Source organism: Pseudomonas sp. GW-45, from assembly GCF_056896675.1.
Map to the genome: position 1 here is coordinate 1,563,167 of NZ_CM167674.1, position 18,155 is coordinate 1,581,321.

The 18,155-nt window shown below is 56.1% G+C and carries 12 protein-coding genes; 5 read left to right on the plus strand and 7 right to left on the minus strand.

Annotated elements, in window-relative coordinates:
• The first annotated feature begins 64 nt into the window (after positions 1–64).
• Positions 65–685, plus strand: coding sequence for a TetR/AcrR family transcriptional regulator (locus AC1XYH_RS07110; RefSeq protein WP_483325930.1), 621 nt, complete (start codon positions 65–67; stop codon positions 683–685).
• Between the two features lie 96 nt (positions 686–781).
• On the opposite strand, the gene AC1XYH_RS07115 is transcribed toward AC1XYH_RS07110, so the two are convergent.
• From AC1XYH_RS07115 to AC1XYH_RS07130, 4 genes are all read right to left on the minus strand, one after another.
• Positions 782–1,639: a PA4780 family RIO1-like protein kinase gene (locus AC1XYH_RS07115; protein WP_483325931.1), complete on the minus strand. Its 858-nt coding sequence runs from the start codon at positions 1,637–1,639 to the stop codon at positions 782–784.
• Between the two features lie 99 nt (positions 1,640–1,738).
• Positions 1,739–3,490 carry an alkaline phosphatase D family protein gene (locus AC1XYH_RS07120; RefSeq protein ID WP_483325932.1) on the minus strand — a complete coding sequence of 584 codons (1,752 nt, stop codon included), beginning with the start codon at positions 3,488–3,490 and terminating at the stop codon, positions 1,739–1,741.
• 88 nt (positions 3,491–3,578) lie between these two features.
• A complete protein-coding gene (locus tag AC1XYH_RS07125; protein WP_483325933.1) occupies positions 3,579–4,625 on the minus strand; it encodes a DUF2817 domain-containing protein in 1,047 nt (348 codons plus the stop codon).
• 799 nt (positions 4,626–5,424) lie between these two features.
• Positions 5,425–6,642, minus strand: a complete 1,218-nt coding sequence (locus tag AC1XYH_RS07130; RefSeq protein WP_483325934.1) for a serine hydrolase domain-containing protein — start codon at positions 6,640–6,642, stop codon at positions 5,425–5,427.
• 203 nt (positions 6,643–6,845) lie between these two features.
• Here AC1XYH_RS07130 and AC1XYH_RS07135 point away from each other — a divergent pair, with 203 nt between their 5' ends.
• The gene (locus tag AC1XYH_RS07135; RefSeq protein ID WP_483325935.1) at positions 6,846–7,223 is read left to right on the plus strand and encodes a YkgJ family cysteine cluster protein; all 378 of its coding nucleotides are present in this window, start codon (positions 6,846–6,848) and stop codon (positions 7,221–7,223) included.
• Here AC1XYH_RS07135 and AC1XYH_RS07140 read toward each other — a convergent pair.
• Genes AC1XYH_RS07140 through AC1XYH_RS07150 form a run of 3 tightly spaced genes read right to left on the minus strand, consistent with a single transcriptional unit; the run spans position 7,210 to position 10,902 of the window.
• Entirely contained in the window at positions 7,210–8,400 is a 1,191-nt protein-coding gene (locus tag AC1XYH_RS07140; protein WP_483325936.1) for a zinc-binding metallopeptidase family protein, read from the minus strand. The genes AC1XYH_RS07135 and AC1XYH_RS07140 overlap by 14 nt on opposite strands.
• A gap of 12 nt (positions 8,401–8,412) precedes the next feature.
• Positions 8,413–9,444: an alpha-E domain-containing protein gene (locus AC1XYH_RS07145; RefSeq protein WP_483325937.1), complete on the minus strand. Its 1,032-nt coding sequence runs from the start codon at positions 9,442–9,444 to the stop codon at positions 8,413–8,415.
• Positions 9,445–9,447: 3 nt separating this feature from the next.
• Positions 9,448–10,902 carry a circularly permuted type 2 ATP-grasp protein gene (locus AC1XYH_RS07150; RefSeq protein WP_483325938.1) on the minus strand — a complete coding sequence of 485 codons (1,455 nt, stop codon included), beginning with the start codon at positions 10,900–10,902 and terminating at the stop codon, positions 9,448–9,450.
• A 239-nt stretch (positions 10,903–11,141) separates the two neighbouring features.
• On the opposite strand from AC1XYH_RS07150, the gene AC1XYH_RS07155 reads away from it, so the two are divergent.
• The 3 genes from AC1XYH_RS07155 to AC1XYH_RS07165 are packed head-to-tail and all read left to right on the plus strand — an operon-like array spanning position 11,142 to position 18,044.
• Positions 11,142–14,477 (plus strand): transglutaminase family protein, encoded by a 3,336-nt coding sequence (locus AC1XYH_RS07155; protein WP_483325939.1) that lies wholly within the window; start codon positions 11,142–11,144, stop codon positions 14,475–14,477.
• 60 nt (positions 14,478–14,537) lie between these two features.
• On the plus strand, positions 14,538–17,129 hold the full coding sequence (locus tag AC1XYH_RS07160) for a circularly permuted type 2 ATP-grasp protein (protein ID WP_483325940.1): 2,592 nt from the start codon (positions 14,538–14,540) through the stop codon (positions 17,127–17,129).
• A 12-nt stretch (positions 17,130–17,141) separates the two neighbouring features.
• On the plus strand, positions 17,142–18,044 hold the full coding sequence (locus tag AC1XYH_RS07165; protein ID WP_483325941.1) for a transglutaminase family protein: 903 nt from the start codon (positions 17,142–17,144) through the stop codon (positions 18,042–18,044).
• The last annotated feature ends 111 nt before the right edge of the window (positions 18,045–18,155 follow it).

The window sequence follows — 18,155 nt, forward strand, 5'->3', positions numbered from 1 at the left end:
GGTGGTGGTGACAATCTAAATTGTCATTTACAATTTGGCAATCTAAATTGTCAGAATTCAATTCATGAATACAACCACCACAGCCAAAAGACGCTACCGCGGTACCGGGGTAGAAGAGCGCAAGGCCGAGCGGCGTCAGTTGCTGATCGACGCGGCTACTGAGGTATACGGTCGCAACGGCTATCGCCATTCAGGGGTAAAGCAGGTTTGTGATGCCGCGGGATTAACTCAGCGTTACTTCTACGAATCGTTCTCACATAGTGATGAGTTGCTGATTGCCTGCTACGAGCAGGCGGCGCGGCGCCTGCGGGAGGAGAATGCGAACGCTGCACAGGCGGCGGGCATCAGCCCAGCGGCGCGGAGCAAGGCGATGCTCTTGGCTTATTTTCAATCGCTCAAGGATAAACCCTTGATTGCACGCCTACTGCTGATCGAAATTCGCGGTATCAGCCCAGCGGTCGATTGCGCCATTGACGAAGCATTGAAAGCGACGAGTGACGATATGGCGCGGATGTTCACCAGCCCTGGGCAGAAAACAGACTTGAGCGATGAGTTGCTGTTGGCGGGTGTTCTGGGCGGCGTCATCCACATTGCGCTGCACTGGATGGCCACTCAATACCGAGCGCCTGTAGAAGAGGTGGTTGAGACAGCCTTTAAGCTGAGTGGCTCGTTGTTGGAGGTTTGACTGAAGGTAGGGGAGGCCAGCCTATAATGGTGGGCGGACCTCCCGAACGGTAGCCATTTTTGGTACAGCTGCGCTGCAACCATCACATCCGCAGACTTAATCGTCTTCGTCGGCGTCCCGCATACGTTCCAGACGCTCTTCTTCCTCTTCAAAGGCTGCGCGAATTTCGGCTACTACGCTGTCGACATCGGCATCGCCTTCAGGGTCATCAAAGTGCCCGGTAAGCTCGCTTTCAGGTGTGAGTTTGCCTTCCTCGTAGAGCGACCACATTTCTGCGGCGTAGCGGGTTTCAAGCAGATCTGGGGCGTACTGGCCGTAGTATTCGGTCATGTTGCGCACGTCGCGATCCAGCATTTTACGGGCATTGTTGTTGGCGGCGGCGTCTACCGCCTGAGGCAGGTCGATGATGACCGGACCATAGGCGTCTACCAGTACGTTGAACTCGGATAGGTCACCGTGCACCAGGCCGGCACAGAGCATGAGCTTTACGTACTCCATCACGACCACGTGGTCTTCGCGGGCTTGCTCGACTGACATGGACACGTCGTTGAGGCGCGGCGCGACTCCGCCTTCGTCATCGGTTACCAGCTCCATCAACAACACGCCGTCGAAACAACCATAGGGCGTAGGAACCCGTACGCCGATGGCTGCGAGGCGATAGAGTGCGTCTACCTCGGCGTTCTGCCAGGAGGATTCCTGTTGGTCGCGGCCAAACTTGGAGCCCTTCTCCATGGCGCGTGCGCGCCGCGAGTTGCGCACCTTGCGGCCCTCTTGGTAGAGCACTGCCTGCTTAAAACTACGTTTGGTGGCTTCCTTGTAGACCTTGGCGCAGCGAATCTCATTACCACAGCGCACGACGAAGACGGCGGCTTCCTTGCCGCTCATCAGGGGGCGTACGACCTCATCAATAAGGCCGTCTTCTACCAGGGGTTGCAAACGTGTAGGGATCTTCATAGCGCCCTTATACCCTAAATGGGTATAGGGTGTTAAGTGGCACTGTAAATGTAGCCCTTACTGCGTTGAATTAACTGATAAAGCAGCCCCTTGCTTGGGTTACACAATCGGATTCAGCGTGCGATTGGTGCGACCGGGCAGGGTGGTGAGTGCTTTGCTGCGGGCAGTGTCCATTACATAGTCGCGGGACTTGATGGTGCTGACGTAGCGCCAGTCTGCGCGAGCTTCATCTGCAGTAAAGGTAACGAGCAAATAACCGCGCTGATTGGCGTTGAGATACTGTAGATCGTCGACCAGCAAGGTAATCGCCTGTTCTGCCTGTGGCATGGCTTCTGCGGGCAGTCCGAGATAGCTTTCCAGCCCCGGTGACGTAACGCCTGCGGTAGCAAACTCAACACCCACAGGCTCGCCGGCCAACGTTTGTAAATTATTGGCCCAGGCGTTGTGAGTGTCACCCGCGAGCACCACCAGGTTTTTATCGAGGCTGCGCGCAAGACCAAAAATCACTTCGCGTTCGTAGGCGTAACCATCCCAGGCGTCCAGGTTGTAGGGGATGACGGTTTGCACGCGGGCAATCTCGGCTGGCGTGAGTGTGGGGTCACCGGCCTGTACCCGCAGCTTGAGGGTAACCAGCTCGGTAAGTGCAGTCCCCAGGTCTGCGCCGGCGGGATTGGCGAGCGCGGTGAGCATTTCTGCTGGCAATAGCATGCGGCCCATTAACACCTGTTGGCCGAGCACTTGCCACGTAGCGCTGGACACGGCGATCTGACTCTGTAGCCAGTTCATCTGCGACTGGCCGAGCAAGCTTCGGCTACTGTCGCTGACATCGGCGGTAAAGCGCGCAGCATCGAATCCACTGGGCGTGTAGTAATTGGCGTAGTTGAGTTGTTCATCGCGGCCGATGATGCGGGTATCCAGCATGTGCAGGCTGACCAGATCACCAAAATCGAAGCTGCGGTAAATGGTTAGTTCGTCATCTTCGCTGGCTGGGCGTACCGGCAACCACTCAAAGTACGCCTGCAGGGCTGCCAGCTTACGCTCGGTGAAGTCGCCTTCGCCCTCGTTGTGATTCTCTGCGCCGTCCATCCAGGTGTCGTTGGCGACTTCGTGGTCGTCCCAAACGGCAATAAAAGGCGCAGCGGCGTGCAGCGCTTGCAGGTCTGTGTCGGTGCGATACAAGGCGTAACGCTTGCGATAGTCGCTGAGGCTGAACAGCTCGCCGTTATTATCGCTGGGCAGGCTGCGGCCCAATGCGGCGGCGTCTTCTGTGGCGTAGCCGCCAGTACCGTATTCGTAGATGTAGTCGCCAAGATGCAGCACGGCGTCGAGTTCGGATTCTTGTGCGGCTTGCGCGTAGGCGTGGAAGTAGCCGGCCGGAAAGTTAGAGCACGACAGCACGGCAAAGCGCACTTGTTCGATGCCAGCGGCGGGCAGGGTTTTCATTTTTCCGACAGGCGAAACTGCACCGTTGGCCTTGAAGCGGTAGTAATAGCTTTGGCCTGGCGTCAGGTTTTGTACGTCTACTTTCAGCGTGAAATCGCGGGCTTCGCCGGTGCTGGCGCTGCCGCTGTGCAACAGCTCAGTGAAGGCTAGGTCGCTGGCGACCTCCCAGCTGACCTCAATATCCGCAGTTGATGCATCCAAAGGTGTGACCCGCGTCCAGACCATGATGCGATCTGCTAGTGGATCACCACTCGCAACGCCATGCTCGAATGCCAAATTACGCTCAACTGCGGGGTCTGACGACGATGAGCTGCTGCTAAGGCAACCCTGTAAACCGGTGGATACCACCACGCCACCGAGTGCGAATGCCGACGCACGTAAAAAATCCCGCCGAGTAAAACCAGCCATGTTATTGCTCCCTTTGCTGACTCAGATTGATATGAACGCAAGGGATGATGGCAAGGCTGTGTGACAAGTTGAGGTCGGAACGATGGCGTTATTGAGGCTCTATGAACCACTGCTCGATCGCTTGCCGGGTCAGTTCTTCACGCTGGTCAGGGCGCGGCGTCCAGTTGCGCCAGCAACGTGTGGCATTGGTGAGAAACTCGAATAATGGCAAATGCTGGCGTAGCACACGTTCTTTACGGTGGCTGATGACCGGATTGAAGTAACCGAAGTAGTCGAACATCTGCCGTGGGTTTTTCCGTACCCAGAGCCAAGAGCCCATTTCCAGCGTGAAGGGCAGAAACAGATTGTCTGGATGGCTTTCCAATGAGCTGTCGTACAGATGATCCCAAAGGTCGCCGTGGGTGGTGTAATTGATCGACTGCGGCTCGATGATGTAAGGGTGATGGTTTGGATAGGTTTGCTCAAACAGCCGCTTGAGACTCAGGACCTCGGCAATATGCGCTATAGGTTTGTGGCTGCGTGCGTAGCTACACCAAAGTCGATCACGCCGTCCAAAGCCGCTGTGGCAGTCCACGCTGATAGCGAAAGGTGACTGGTGCATGCGTTCCTGCACTACTCGCACTACAGCGGCGGATTCGGCCTCCATCGGCGCACCCAGCTTGCCGCGATACCATGGCAGCCGGTTGCTGATGCGATGCCCACTGACCAGCCAAGGCACTGGCCCCATCGCGTCCACCGGAGCGTTGCGCATTAGGTCAACGCCATTGAGGTTGCTGCGCCGGTGATGCCAGATGCCACCCGGGTTAATCATAGGCATAAACAGCAATCGCACGCGCTCCAGCTGCTCACGCAGTTGATCATCCCAATCCAGGCGATGTACCAAGCTGTGCAGCCAGGAAATCAGCACCTGCGTGCCAATTCGCTCGACGCCATGCACACCGCCAAAGAAGCCGATTACCGGCGCGCTGGGGGAGCGGCTACCCAGTTCGATAACACGTACAGGAATGTCGATATCGCCGATAGGCACATGTAGCGGGGTGGTTACTCGAATGTGGCGTGCGGCCTGGTGCAGCAGTCTTTCCAGCTGGGTGTGTTCAGGGAGGTGGCGTTGGATTTGGTGGAGCGCGTTGGTCATGATTGGCTCGGGTGTTTTGTGTCATTACCCTAGCCGTTAAGCATTACAGTTGGATGAAGGTTGTGTTGTTTGCTGATCTATTGGGCCTTTCTTTTGTTAGGCTCGTTATTTAAATACATGGGTGACACCTGTTTTGTGGATCTTGATGATCTATCTAAGCTACGTCCTTGTTGCATATGATTTATTTGTTTCGGTTGAGCCCGATTTTCGCCTCGCTGGCGAGTCACTTTTCTTTGCGTGGCCAAAGAAAAGTAACCAAAAGAAAGGTCGCGACCAGCTTGGGCCCCCACCAAGCTGGCCTGCGGCTTCTCTGCGTTACTCGGTGTTGAGCGGGGGCGCCTAGCCGGCGTCGCGGAAACTCGCTTCGCTCAAACAGTCCGCCCCGCTATTCGCCCAACCCCTGCGTTACTCGACAGCTTGGAACGGGCAATCACTGGTCGAGCACGGCGTGGTTTTCGGGTTTGGTTGTTTGGTCCAACCTTGGACCTCAAAACCCGCTGCTGCACAGCCTAAAACGTCCCATCTGAGCGGGCGAGTAGCGCAAAGGTGTCGGGAAAAAGATGCTCGCGGTGTCTGAGGTGCGTAGCGCCGAGTTTGTGAGCGGCCGGCTAGGTGTGCCCCCGGCAGCTTGAGCAACGCAGCGAACCCGAAGGGCCGCGCAGCTGGGTGCCCTGGGGGATCGCTAAGGGGGCATGGGCAAGCATGCCCCCCTTGGCTCGCCTAGAGGCGAAAGCGGTAATAAGCTGGAAATTAGAGATCTGTATCCAGCTCAGTCATTTTTTTTCACCAAAAAAAACGATTAATCCACCAACGCCCCATTAATGATCGCCCTCAACTCCTGCCGCACCGCATAGGTAGAAGACGGAATCAGCTGCGTCATAAAGATCATCAGCAGGTCTTCTTCCGGATCGATGAAGAAGTTAGTGCTGGCCATACCGCCCCAGCCATATTCACCCACCGAGCCATTGGTCTGCGATTTGGCGACGTCAGTCTTGACCGAAAACCCCAAACCAAATCCCGTACCGTCATAAGGCGTTTCGCTGAACGAGCCGATGGCGACGTCAGGCAAGCCTTTGTTATCTGGCAGATGGTTCATGCGCATAAATTCCAGCGTCTTGCGGCCGATAATGCGTGCGCCATCGAGCTCACCGCCGTTGGCTAAGGCCTGGGAAAAACGATAATAATCGTCGATGCAAGAAACCAGTCCGCCGCCGCCTGACAAATACCCATGTGCTTTGGCAAAGGACGAGTTTTGCGGGTCATCCTGCAGGCTGAAGGTGTCGCCCGGCTGATACTGGTAGCAGGCAGCAAAGCGAGATAGCTTTTCTTGCGGCACGGTAAAGAAGGTATCCGGCATGCCCAGTGGCTGGAAAATGTGTTTGCTGAAGTAATCATCCAGGCTCATGCCGGAGAGCAGCTGCACCAAATAGCCGCACACGTCGGTTGCCACCGAGTAGCACCAGGCTGTGCCGGGGGAAAACTCGAGGGGCAACCGTGACAACTCATCAATCAAGCGGTCCAGCGTGTGACCTGGGCCGCCGTCCAGCTTCAGGCTGCGGTAAGCCGCATCCACGTTGGTGCGATTCATAAAGCCGTAGGTGAGACCGGACTGGTGCGTGAGCAGATCGCGGATGGTCATTGGACGCTGCGTGGGGGTAGTCAGCATCTGCGGATAGCTGCCGGTCTTGTACACCCGCAGATCTTTCCAGGCCGGGATGTACTTGTGCACAGGCTCATCCAGCAGGAATCGGCCTTGTTCATACAGCTGCATCAGGGCAATAGAGGTTATCGGCTTGGTCATGGAGTAGATGCGGAACAGGGTGTCGCGCTCTACCGGTAACTGGCGTTCTACATCGCGTAGCCCTTGCGCCTTGATCCAGGTAATCTCGCCACGGCGAGCAACCAGTGTCAGCGTACCCGGCAACTTGCCCGGTTGTAGATAGGCGCGGTCGAGGTGATCGCCGATGCGATCCAGGCGGCTGAGGTCCATGCCGGCAACACTATTGTTCTGCTCCATTGGAAATTCCATAGGTTGATCAAAGACTTGATACTAGCCCGTAACGCGGCTCAACAGAAACCTCTGTAGCCTGCGAATGACAGCTTATGCAGCGTGTGGATAGGCCCTCTGAAAATACTTGCCTGTAAACGCAAATCCTCATTGTGGAAAGCCCTGGAATAGGTGTAAAAAGCGGCACCGAAGCAAATGAGGATTGCGATGAAATGAGCGAAAATTCGCCCTGTCTGAACTGCGGTGCTTGCTGCGCCACTTTCAGGGTTTCTTTCTATTGGGGCGAGACAGATAGCGCGCCCGGCGGTGACGTACCCACCCAGCTTACCGAACAAATTTCCCCGTACCGTTCCTGCATGCAGGGCACCAATCAGCCCAAGCCGCGCTGTGTCGCTTTGCTAGGTACTGTGGGCGACGGTGTGCGGTGCAGCATTTATGAGAAACGCTCGAGTCCATGCCGCGACTTTCCGTTTCACGGCGAATACGGTGAGGACAGCCCGGGTTGCCAGCAAGCCAGAGCTGCCCATGGCTTGCCTCCGTTACCTGATAGCCCGATGCGGCCCAAGCTAATCCCGGTTATCGCGGCTTGATTGAAGTGTCGGCTGCGGCCAAGGGAGCGGCCTGGCCGGCGCTGGCCACAACAGAGTGCACCAGGTAGAGCTTGCGCATACTGTCGACGGTGAGCACAAAGGGGTAAATATCTTGTTGCCCCATGCTGCGCGCCAAGACATTAAGCACACTGCTCAGTTGCACCCAACGGTTAATGAACGCAAGAAACCGCGCGCGATCATCCTCACCCTGTTCATGCGCCGCCAGCTGGCTGCTGTCGAAGGGGTCGGTCTGCAGTGTCAGAGTGTCTAGCTGTAATCCGAAGTCCAGCGCCGCGTTTAATGTGTCGGTCATATGTAGGTAGTGAGCCCAGGTCTCAGCCCAGTCTTCCCAGGGATGCGTTGCGGCGTAACTGCTGATGAAATGGTTTTTCCAGTTGGCTGGCGGGCCGTCGTTGTAGTGACGTTTCAAGGCTTGCTGATAATCCTCGCGGTCATCGCCAAAGAGCTCGCGGCAGGGCTCTAACCAGCGTGTGTCGCGCACCAGCCGATCCCAGTAATAATGGCCGCTTTCATGCCGAAAATGGCCCAGCAAGGTGCGATAAGGCTCGTGCATGTTCTTTCGCATGCGCTCACGATGCGCCGGGTCTGCCTCGTCTATGTTGAGCGTGATGATGCCGTCCATGTGTCCGGTCATAACCGGGTCAGCACCGGGTTGCTGGCGCAAGAACTTGAATCCCATACCCTGCTGAGGGTCTGCGCTACGCGGGATGACCGGCAACCCGAGCATCAATAACTGGGCGACTAATCGTCGCTTGGCGACTTCTGTTTCGTGCCAGAGCTCGGCATTCTCATTCAGGCTCAGGTCGGGAATAGTCTCGTTTAGCGCACAGGCAAGGCAGAAGGGCTCGGAGCTATTGCCGGTGACGAGCCAGTTGCAGGCAGCCGGCGCAGTCAGATTTTGGCAGCGTTGGTAGCTGCGTTTGGGTTCTGTGGTGTCTTTCTGCAGGTTCCAGAGGCCTTTTTCGGAGGCTGGTTCCAGGCTGAACAAACTGGTTTGCAGTGGGTGATAACCGAGCTCTGAGCCGCAACGCAGGCACTTGGTGTTGTTGAAGAACACGGCCTGTCCGCATTGGCAGCGCTGAACCTGGCCTGTCGGCTGGTAATCGAACAGCTGCTGGCCCTGAGTCGCGCGGACCAACTGGTCAAAATAGCTCATTTGCCTTTGTCCCTAACCATGCTTGGGCGTGGATGCGCCACTGCTCGATTGTGATTGCGTCTGTGTCTGTGTTTGAGACTGAGTCTGAGTCTGAGTCTGCGCGCCGTCTTCCGGCTGCGCAAAATAGGTTTGCCGAATAGCTTCGTGCAACTCTTCAAAATCGACTTGAATATCATCGACGAAAGCGTGCAAACGATCGGGCTCGGCGGCAAGCACGGCGATCTCTGCGTTGGCCAGGTCTTGGCGGCAGGTTTCTACTTCATTCAATGCCGCTTCATGACGGGGCAGGGTGATCAAGGCATTAGCTAACCGCTCCAATGCGCAGGCGACGCTACGTGGAAACTTCTGATTCTGTAGTAGAAATTGCAGTACGTCAGGCCCACGGATGCGCAGTCGCACATGTTGACGGTACATCTGATAGCCGCTCAATGATTTGAGTACACTCATCCACTGCAGGGTTTCGAACGGAGTCAGGTCTTCCGGACTGCGCGGCAGCAGGTTGGCAGAACGCACATCTAGAATGCGCGTCGTCATGTCGGCGCGTTCGAGTTGTCGGCCGAGCATCAGAAATGAACGCACCTCGGTGTAGCTCAGCGTGCTCTCGATTAACCCGTTGACCGTTTGGCAGCTCCGAATTACCCGACCGAGAAAGGCATCGCGGCGACGTGGCGTGATGCCCGACCCGACTTGCTCCTTGACGTTGAGATACATCTGATTGACCTCTTCCCATATCTCGCGGGGAATGACGTCACGGGTAGTCCGCAGATTCTCCCGCGCGGCGCTCAGTGAGCTGAGAATGGAGCCGGTGTAACGGCGATCACCACACATAAAGGTCAGCACGCTGGCTTCGTCGCGGGTTGGGTAGTGTTCATCAAACAGTTCGTCATTGCCGGTGATCGCAATGATTTCCGACCAACCCAGCTGAGTAGGGCGCGGCAGGTCGAGTAATAGGTGGCTATTGACGCTCAATAGACGCGCGGTGTCTTCCGCGCGCTCTAAGTAGCGGGCCAGCCAGTACACATTTTCGGCTACACGTGAAAGCATAATTCAGTTCCCCGCCAGGTCTACGATCCAGGTGTCTTTGCTGCCGCCGCCTTGTGATGAGTTGACGACTAGCGAGCCCTTGGTCAGTGCCACGCGGGTTAGGCCGCCGGTGGTCACCCAGTTGCTCTCACCGGACAAAATGAAGGGGCGCAGGTCAACATGGCGTGGCTCCATCTGATTGCCACACAGGGTGGGTGATGTGGACAGGTTAAGGGTCGGTTGCGCCATGTAGTTGCGTGGGTCAGCCTTGATTAGCTCGGCAAACTTGGCGCGCTCCTTAGCGCTTGAATGCGGGCCGATCAACATCCCGTAACCACCTGACTCATTGGCGGGTTTGACCACCAGCTTGTCGAGGTTGGCCAGTACATACTTCCTGTCTTCCTCAAACATACACAGGTAGCTGGGCACGTTGGGCAGCAACGGTTGTTGCCCCAGATAATATTCGATGATCTTGGGTACAAAGGCATAGACCACTTTGTCATCGGCCACCCCCGCGCCTGGCGCATTGGCCAGTGCAACGTTGCCTTTACGCCAGGCGCGCATGAGTCCGCGTACGCCCAGCATGGAGTCGGGATTGAATACTTCTGGATCGATGAACATATCGTCAACGCGCCGGTAAATAACATCTACTCGTTGCAAGCCGTCGATTAAGCGCATATAGACGCAGTCGTCGTCGCCAACCATCAGGTCGGGGCCTTCGACTAGCTGCACGCCCATTTGCGCAGCGAGGTAGGAGTGCTCGTAATAGGCCGAGTTATAAATGCCGGGGGTGAGAATGACAATATTGGGATCATCGCCCGGTCGTGGCGACAGCGACGCAAGCATGTCGTAAAGCTGCGAGGTGTAATCATCGACTGGCTGGATACGACCGCCCGCGAACAGTTCCGGCAACACGCGTTTGGTAACGTTACGATTCTCCAGCATGTAAGACACGCCGGAAGGCACTCGCAGGTTGTCTTCCAGCACGTAGAGCGTGCCGTCATCGTCGCGGACTAAATCAGACCCACAGATGTGTGCCCAAACGTTATGCGGCGTCGAAATGCCGACGCACTGCGGCCGAAAGTTAACCGATTGCGCTAGTACCTCCGCAGGAAATACGCCGTCCTTGATGATTTTTTGGTCGTGGTAAAGATCATCAATAAACATGTTCAGCGCCTGAACACGCTGCTTCAACCCAGCGTCTGTTTTACGCCATTCTTCCAGCGGAATAATCCGCGGCACTATGTCGAACGGCCAAGCGCGATCGATCATGTTGCCTTCGGTGTAGACGGTGAAAGTGATACCCATTAATTGGATTGCGACTTCGGCAGCAGTTTTGTGCTCAGCCAGCTCGCGGGCGTCGAGGTTAGCGAGGTAATGGCATAACAACTCGGCTTCCGGCCTAGCCTGGCCGGGAGCCTTGATGAGTTCGTCGTAGAAGCCTTTGGATAAATAATCGTCCCAGTTTACTTTGCTCATTCAGCTACTCTGTCCGCTAGAGGAGGGATGGTAGATATGTTGCAATTGCCATACCAAATAACAACACATGAATGTCAGACCGCGCTTTACGACGGTGGTGCTCTGGTATCGGATAATTAAAGTCACATTAGCCCGTTAGAGTGCTGGTGCGTTATCGGCCACATCACCTAAGCTGTTGGCATAGCCATTGCTTTGCTCTAGTAACGCATTTGCCGAATACATAACCGGGATCATCAAGCATGACAATCCGTGTAGCTCTAAGGCACTCCACGCACTACGACTTCGATCGTCCTATCAATGTCGGGCCTCATCAAATTCGACTCAAGCCAGCCCCGCACTGCCGTACGCCAATCGAGGCCTACAGCCTCAAGGTTAGCGGAGGTGAGTACTATATCAACTGGCAACAGGATCCTTTTGGCAATCATATTGCTCGATTGGTGTTTCCGGACAAGATGGAAAAGCTGCATATCGACGTGGAAGTGCTCGCGCCGATGACGGTCATAAACCCGTTTGACTTCTTTGTGGAGGAATATGCGGAGAACTTTCCGTTCAAGTACAGCAAGGAGCTGAAGCACGAGTTAGAGCCCTACCTTGATACCGAGCAACCGGGGCCGCTACTGCAGGAATGGCTGCAGGGGGTAAGTACCAGGGAGATGACGGTCAGCGATTTTTTGGTCGAAATAAACCAGCGCTTATCGCAGGATATCGACTATCTAATTCGCATGGAGCCTGGCGTCCAGAGCGCTGAAGAGACCCTTAAACTCAAGCGCGGCTCCTGCCGCGATTCGGCTTGGTTACTGGTGCAGATACTCCGTAACCTGGGGCTTGCAGCGCGGTTTGCCTCAGGTTATCTGATCCAATTGACGGCTGATGTGAAAGCGCTGGATGGACCCTCTGGCACGGATGTGGATTTTACCGATCTGCATGCTTGGACTGAGGTATTCCTGCCGGGTGCCGGCTGGGTTGGTCTCGACCCTACGTCAGGTCTGTTCGCCGGCGAAGGTCACCTGCCACTGGCCGCCACGCCTGAGCCGAGCAGCGCTGCGCCCATTACCGGGGCAACCGATAAGTGTGAAGTGACCTTTGATTTTCAAATGAGCGTCACCAGGGTGCACGAAGACCCTCGCGTGACCCTGCCTTATAGCGAAGAGCAATGGGAAGAAATTAATGCCCTGGGCGCCGTTGTAGATGCGCGTCTAGACGAACAAGACGTGCGTTTGACCATGGGCGGCGAGCCCACATTCGTGTCTGTTGATGACATGGATGCACCAGAGTGGACCATTGCTGCGCAGGGGCCCACCAAAAGAGGGCTTTCCGAAGCGCTATTACGGCGCTTGCGTCCACACTATGCCCCCAACTCGCTGATTCATTATCAGCAGGGCAAGTGGTATCCGGGTGAGCCGTTGCCGCGCTGGGCGTTGGCTTGTTACTGGCGTCGTGATGGCAAGCCCATGTGGCAGGATGACCAGTGGTTGGCAGATATCGATAAAGACTACGGTTACGACGACACGCAAGCGCAGCTGTTTGCTGAAACGCTGGTTAAGCGGCTGGGGTTGTCTGCCCAGTATTTGATCCCTTGTTATGAAGATACTTATTACTACCTGTGGATCGAGCAAACGCTGCCTGCCGATATAGACCTGATTAAAGAAGATCTGAAAGACGAGGAAACCCGGATTCGGCTATCGCGATTGCTTGAGCGTGGCCTCGATGAAGTGACCGGCTTTGCGCTACCGCTCGCTGCGGGTACTGCCAAGAATGTTTGGCAAACTACTGAGTGGCCGCTTCGTCGTGAAAATCTTTATCTGGTTCCCGGTGACTCGCCAATGGGTCTGCGCTTACCGTTATCGGCGTTGCCGGAGAAAAAACGCGAAGAGCCGCAGCCCACGTCATTGTTCGAGCAGGCCAAGGAACTCACCGATATCCATGGTGAGGTTGCGCGCCTGTACAGTGCCAGACAACAGGTGAATACGTTAGGCAGAGGGCAGGGCAGTCACCAGGCCACGACCGGGCAAGTATGGCAAGAGCAAATCCCGACGCTGCAAGAAGAAGGGATTATCGGCACCGCGCTGTGTATCGAACCACGCGACGGCAAACTTTTTGTGTTTATGCCGCCGCTGACCCAGCTGGAGAGTTATCTGTCTCTGCTCGCTACCTTGGAGCAGACTGCGGCAGAGTTGAAAATGCCGATCTGTATCGAAGGCTATGCTCCGCCTTCGGATACACGCATCGAGAAGTTTATGATTACCCCAGATCCGGGCGTGATCGAGGTCAACGTGATGCCGGCCGGCAACTGGCCTGACTTGGTCAAAAACACCGAGATCCTTTATGAAGAGGCGCGTCTCACCCGTCTGGGTACGGAAAAGTTCATGCTTGATGGTCGTCACACGGGGACTGGTGGCGGCAATCATGTAACGCTTGGCGGGCGCACTCCGGCAGACTCGCCGTTCCTGCGCCGACCTGATTTATTGGCCAGCATGCTTACTTTCTGGCAGCACCATCCAAGCCTGTCGTACCTGTTTTCCGGCATGTTCCTAGGCCCAACCAGCCAGGCACCGCGGATTGATGAAGCTCGGCATGAAGCACTTTATGAGCTAGAGATCGCCTTTTCGCAAATCCCCAAAGGCGAAGTGCCGCAGCCTTGGTTGGTCGACCGCTTGGTGCGTAACTTGTTGACCGATATTACCGGCAACACCCATCGCGCCGAATTCTGTGTCGACAAAATGTACTCGCCGGATAGCTCTACCGGGCGCTTGGGGCTGTTGGAGCTGCGCGGCTTCGAGATGCCGCCGCACGCACGCATGAGCTTGATGCAGCAGCTACTGATCCGCGCTTTGGTAGCGCGCTTCTTCGCCGAGCCCTACCGTAAGCCTTTGGCTCGCTGGGGTACTGCACTGCACGACAAGTGGATGATGCCGCATTACATCTGGGGTGACATTTGTGATGTGCTGGAGGACCTGCGTAGCCACGGTTTTGCGTTTAAGAACGAATGGTTTGCGCCGTTTCTGGAATTTCGTTTTCCGCATGCTGGTGAGGTGCAGTATGGCGATGCGCGCGTAGAGTTGCGTCAGGCCATTGAGCCTTGGCACGTACTCGGTGAAGAGGTCAGTGGTGGCGGCACTGCGCGCTATGTCGACTCGTCGGTAGAGCGCATGGAAGTGAAGGTGCGCGACTTCAATTCAGCGCGCTACACATTGACCTGTAACGGCTTCAAAGTGCCACTGCAACCGACTGGCGTTGCTGGCGAAGCTGTGGCTGCAGTCCGATTCCGTGCTTGGCAGCCGCCGTCGGCGCTGCATCCGATGATTACCATTCATGCACCGCTGGTGTTTGATCTGGTGGATAACTGGAATCAGCGTTCGGTTGGCGGCTGTACTTACCACGTGGTGCATCCGGGTGGTCGTGGCTATGAAACGTTCCCGGTCAATGCCAATGAGGCAGAAGCACGGCGCAGGACGCGATTTTGGGATTATGGCCACACGCAGGGCTCAATGGCGGATATTCAGCAAGCAACCGGGCAAGAATATCCTCATACACTGGATTTGCGTCGTGCCGGAGTTGCCGACCCTGGTTTATAATGCCTGACTCAATCCCATAGTGCTGGGCCGCTGGTATCAGCGGCCTTCAGGAAGCTTTGCATGCAACAGGCAGGTAACGCAGTCTCACCGCTTCAAACCCTGTTGGGTGACTATGCCGGTCATTCCGGGCATGACGAGCTTCTTGATGCCGAGCAGCAGCCTCGCGCCCATTGGCAGGGCTTGCTGGACGATATCGTCAGTCTGGGGCCAGATACGCTAGTCAGTCGTAGTGAAGAAGTCCAAAACCTGCTGCATGAGAACGGCGTCACCTTCAATCCATATGAAGATGACCCGGGGCAGCTGCGCACCTGGCAGCTGGACTGCGTACCTTGGGTCATTAGTACTGAAGAGTGGGAGGAGCTAGAAGCCGGTTTGCGGCAACGTAGCCGCTTGCTCGAACACCTGTTGGATGACATTTACGGTGAGCGACGCGTTATTCTGGACGGCTTGTTGCCGCCAGAGTTAATTTTCACTCATCCCGGTTTTTTGTTTTCAGCGGCTGACGACCCTTCGCAAGTCGATCGCCCGTTATTGATATTTCACGGTACCGACGTCATCCGCGATGAACGGGGTGGCTGGCAGGTACTCAGTGACTCTACTCAGTCACCAGCCGGTGTGGGGTATGCATTAGAAAACCGCATTACCTTAGCGCGGGCACTGCCGAGTATTTATCGCGACGCCCCGATCAAACGTTTGGCGGGCTTCCTGCAAGCGCAGCATAGGTGCCTCGCCAGCTTGGCGAAGACGAATCGCGAGCAGCCCAACATAGTGTTGTTGTCCCCCGGCCCTGGTAGCCCTGGCTATTTTGAACACGCTTGGCTGGCCAACTACATGAACTTCTCTCTTGTAGAAGGCGATGACCTGGTCGTGCGCGATGGCCAAGTATCCATGCGTACGCTGGGCGGGCTGACTCAGGTTGATGTCATTCTTCGACAGATCAATGACCCTTGGTGTGATCCGCTGGAGCTACGTCAGGATTCGCTGCTTGGCGTGCCGGGCTTACTGCAAGCGGCGCGCAGCGGCACTGTGCATATCGCCAATGCGGTGGGCGCGGGCATTCTTGAGCATCCTGGCCTGTCAGCGTTTCTTCCTGATTTATGCCGCTCGCTGCTGGGTGAAGAGTTGCTGCTGCCGTGCCGGGAAACCTTGTGGTGCGGTTCGCCTGATAGTTTGGCGCAAGTCGAGGATGAGCTGGATGACTGGGTGCTGCGCGATATCAGTCGTCCTGGAAAAGTCTATCGAGCTGACCAGATGGGCCTCGGAGCACTGCGGGATCTGCGCTCCAGCCTGCATCAACACCCGTACTTGTTCACCGCCCAGCGACAGGTGACCAGCGCAACGACTCCTGGTTTTAATCCGCAAACACGCCGCCTTGAACGACAAAATATCACCTTGCGTTTTTTCAGCCTGGTGGAGCCAGATGACCTGCTCAAGCCTGTGTCCGAGCGCAATTACCGGGTTATGCCGGGTGGTTTGGCGTGGCTTGGCGAGGCCGGTGCACCTTTAATGAAAAGCCGTCTGGTAAAGGATGTGTGGGTGCTGGCACCGGTGCCGCAACCGCATATTAGTTTGCTGCGTCAGGCGCAGGGGCCCATCGTTGTCACGCGTGATGGCAAAGACCTGCCCTGCAGAGTGGCTGAAAGCCTCTTTTGGCTAGGTCGTTACGGTGAACGCCTGGATACGCGCGGACGTTTGTTGCGCGAGTCGCTGGCGCGTCTGTTACAGGATGATCGACAGGAGAGCGGTTTTACCTTGCTACCTGACTTGCTCACCGCGCTGGAGATTCCACTGGAGTTGGATGAGCAGGAAGAGGGGGAGTCCTCTCCGGTCCCTGGTCGTGTTTCCCGCGAGTACATCATGACCCGGGATCGCCTGTTGCAAATGTTCTCTGATGACCTGCCAGATGGCCTACCCGCATTATTTGGCCATTTTGTGCGCAACAGCAGGGCGGTGCGTGATCATCTTGGCGACGATACCTGGCGCGCGATCAATAGTCTCCGGCAACAGTTCAATAACATGTCGCGCACCCGAGGTGTGGTGGTCGGCCAACGCCATCTAGAGGGCATGGTGTTGGATTTGGCGGCGTTTTTTGGCTTGTGCAATGAGACTATGCCGCATCATTATGGGTGGCGCTTTCTGGATATCGGCCGCTTTATCGAGCGCACCCTCAGCTCGTTACAGTTGTTGAAGTTGGCGCTGGTGACAGCGGAGGAGCCAGGTATCCCTCTATGGGAAGTGGTTCTCGCGACCACCGATAACCTGACGGTTTATCGCCGACGTTATCGCTCTCAGCTGCATCCGCTGGCAATTCTAGATCTCTTGCTGTTTGATGAGACCAACCCGCGCTCGATTGGTTATATGCTCAAACGCTTGGATCGGCAGATTGCCAAGTTACCTTCGCCGGGCAGTTCGCCGTATCGCAATACCGAACAACGTTTGGTGATCCAGGCTACCAGTACCTTGCATCTGGTCGATATTGCTACGCTCGCTGACCTGGAAGCGTCTGCGACCGCCCGTGAAGCACTGACTGAGTTACTCGATCAATTGATTGAGCCAATGTCTGAGTTGTCGAATGCGATCTCTCATAGTCATTTCAGCCACGTTGAAGCCCCGCGTCAGCTGGTAAGCATGCAGCACAGCGGGCAACCCTGACCGAGGCAGTGAATGAAATACCAGTTACGCCATACCACCCATTATGAATACAGCAGCGCGGTCACGCTGAGCCATAACGAGGCGCGCATCCTGCCCCGTGATCTGCCGTGGCAGGATTGCAGCAATACCCAGCTGGTGATCTCACCCACGCCGGATCGCCTGCGTGAGCGAACCGACTTTTTCGGTAATCGGGTGGTGTACTTTTCCATCGAGTCACTGCATGAAAGCTTGGATGTGACCGTGCGTAGCGACATCGTTACCCGGCCACGCTTAGCGGCTGATTTTTTCAGCAATATTGGCTGGGAAGCTGCCGTAGGGGAGTTGCAGTTGGATCCGCGCAGAACCAACCGCGACTGTCTCGAAGCGCGTCTGTATGTGCTCAGTTCGCCCTTTATTTACCAGCAAAGCTGGTTGGCAGATTATGCCCGGGATTGCTTTTCACCAGGGCGCAATTTGGTCGATGCTGTGCTGCAGCTTAATAGCAAAATTTTCAATGAATTCGTTTATGACCCGGAATTCACCACGGTCGCGACGCCGCTGGCTGACGTTCTCAAAAGTAAGCGCGGGGTTTGCCAGGACTTTGCCCACCTAGCGATTGGCTGCTTGCGTTCGTTGGGCTTGGCTGCACGTTATATTAGCGGTTACATGGAAACCTCGCCGCCGCCAGGCGAAGTGAAGCTGCTGGGCGCTGATGCGACCCATGCTTGGGCTTCTGTTTTCATACCCGGCTGGGGCTGGTTGGAAATAGACCCTACCAACGGCTGCATGCCGGATGAACGCTACATTGTGCTCGGCTGGGGGCGTGACTTTGCTGATGTTACGCCGCTTAAAGGCGTGATGACCGGCGGCGGGGAGCACGTACTCAGCGTGGCGGTGGATGTTATTCCGCTGCGTGAAGAAGCTTCGCTGCTTTAGCGGCGAGCAGACTAAATGTTGTCCGGCGTTAAGCCTTCAGACGTTCTGCTCTCGATGCGCGGACGCGCGACGCGCCTGCCTTTCAATCTAAAACTCCAGCACTCAGCAGGG

Coding starts and splice junctions, on each gene's coding strand:
- AC1XYH_RS07135 (WP_483325935.1), top strand. CDS start 6,846: ATGAGCGAAAATTCGCCCTGTCTGAACTGCGGTGCTTGCTGCGCCACT.
- AC1XYH_RS07160 (WP_483325940.1), top strand. CDS start 14,538: ATGCAACAGGCAGGTAACGCAGTCTCACCGCTTCAAACCCTGTTGGGT.
- AC1XYH_RS07155 (WP_483325939.1), top strand. CDS start 11,142: ATGACAATCCGTGTAGCTCTAAGGCACTCCACGCACTACGACTTCGAT.
- AC1XYH_RS07115 (WP_483325931.1), bottom strand. CDS start 1,639: ATGAAGATCCCTACACGTTTGCAACCCCTGGTAGAAGACGGCCTTATT.
- AC1XYH_RS07140 (WP_483325936.1), bottom strand. CDS start 8,400: ATGAGCTATTTTGACCAGTTGGTCCGCGCGACTCAGGGCCAGCAGCTG.
- AC1XYH_RS07130 (WP_483325934.1), bottom strand. CDS start 6,642: ATGGAGCAGAACAATAGTGTTGCCGGCATGGACCTCAGCCGCCTGGAT.
- AC1XYH_RS07165 (WP_483325941.1), top strand. CDS start 17,142: ATGAAATACCAGTTACGCCATACCACCCATTATGAATACAGCAGCGCG.
- AC1XYH_RS07125 (WP_483325933.1), bottom strand. CDS start 4,625: ATGACCAACGCGCTCCACCAAATCCAACGCCACCTCCCTGAACACACC.
- AC1XYH_RS07120 (WP_483325932.1), bottom strand. CDS start 3,490: ATGGCTGGTTTTACTCGGCGGGATTTTTTACGTGCGTCGGCATTCGCA.
- AC1XYH_RS07145 (WP_483325937.1), bottom strand. CDS start 9,444: ATGCTTTCACGTGTAGCCGAAAATGTGTACTGGCTGGCCCGCTACTTA.
- AC1XYH_RS07150 (WP_483325938.1), bottom strand. CDS start 10,902: ATGAGCAAAGTAAACTGGGACGATTATTTATCCAAAGGCTTCTACGAC.
- AC1XYH_RS07110 (WP_483325930.1), top strand. CDS start 65: ATGAATACAACCACCACAGCCAAAAGACGCTACCGCGGTACCGGGGTA.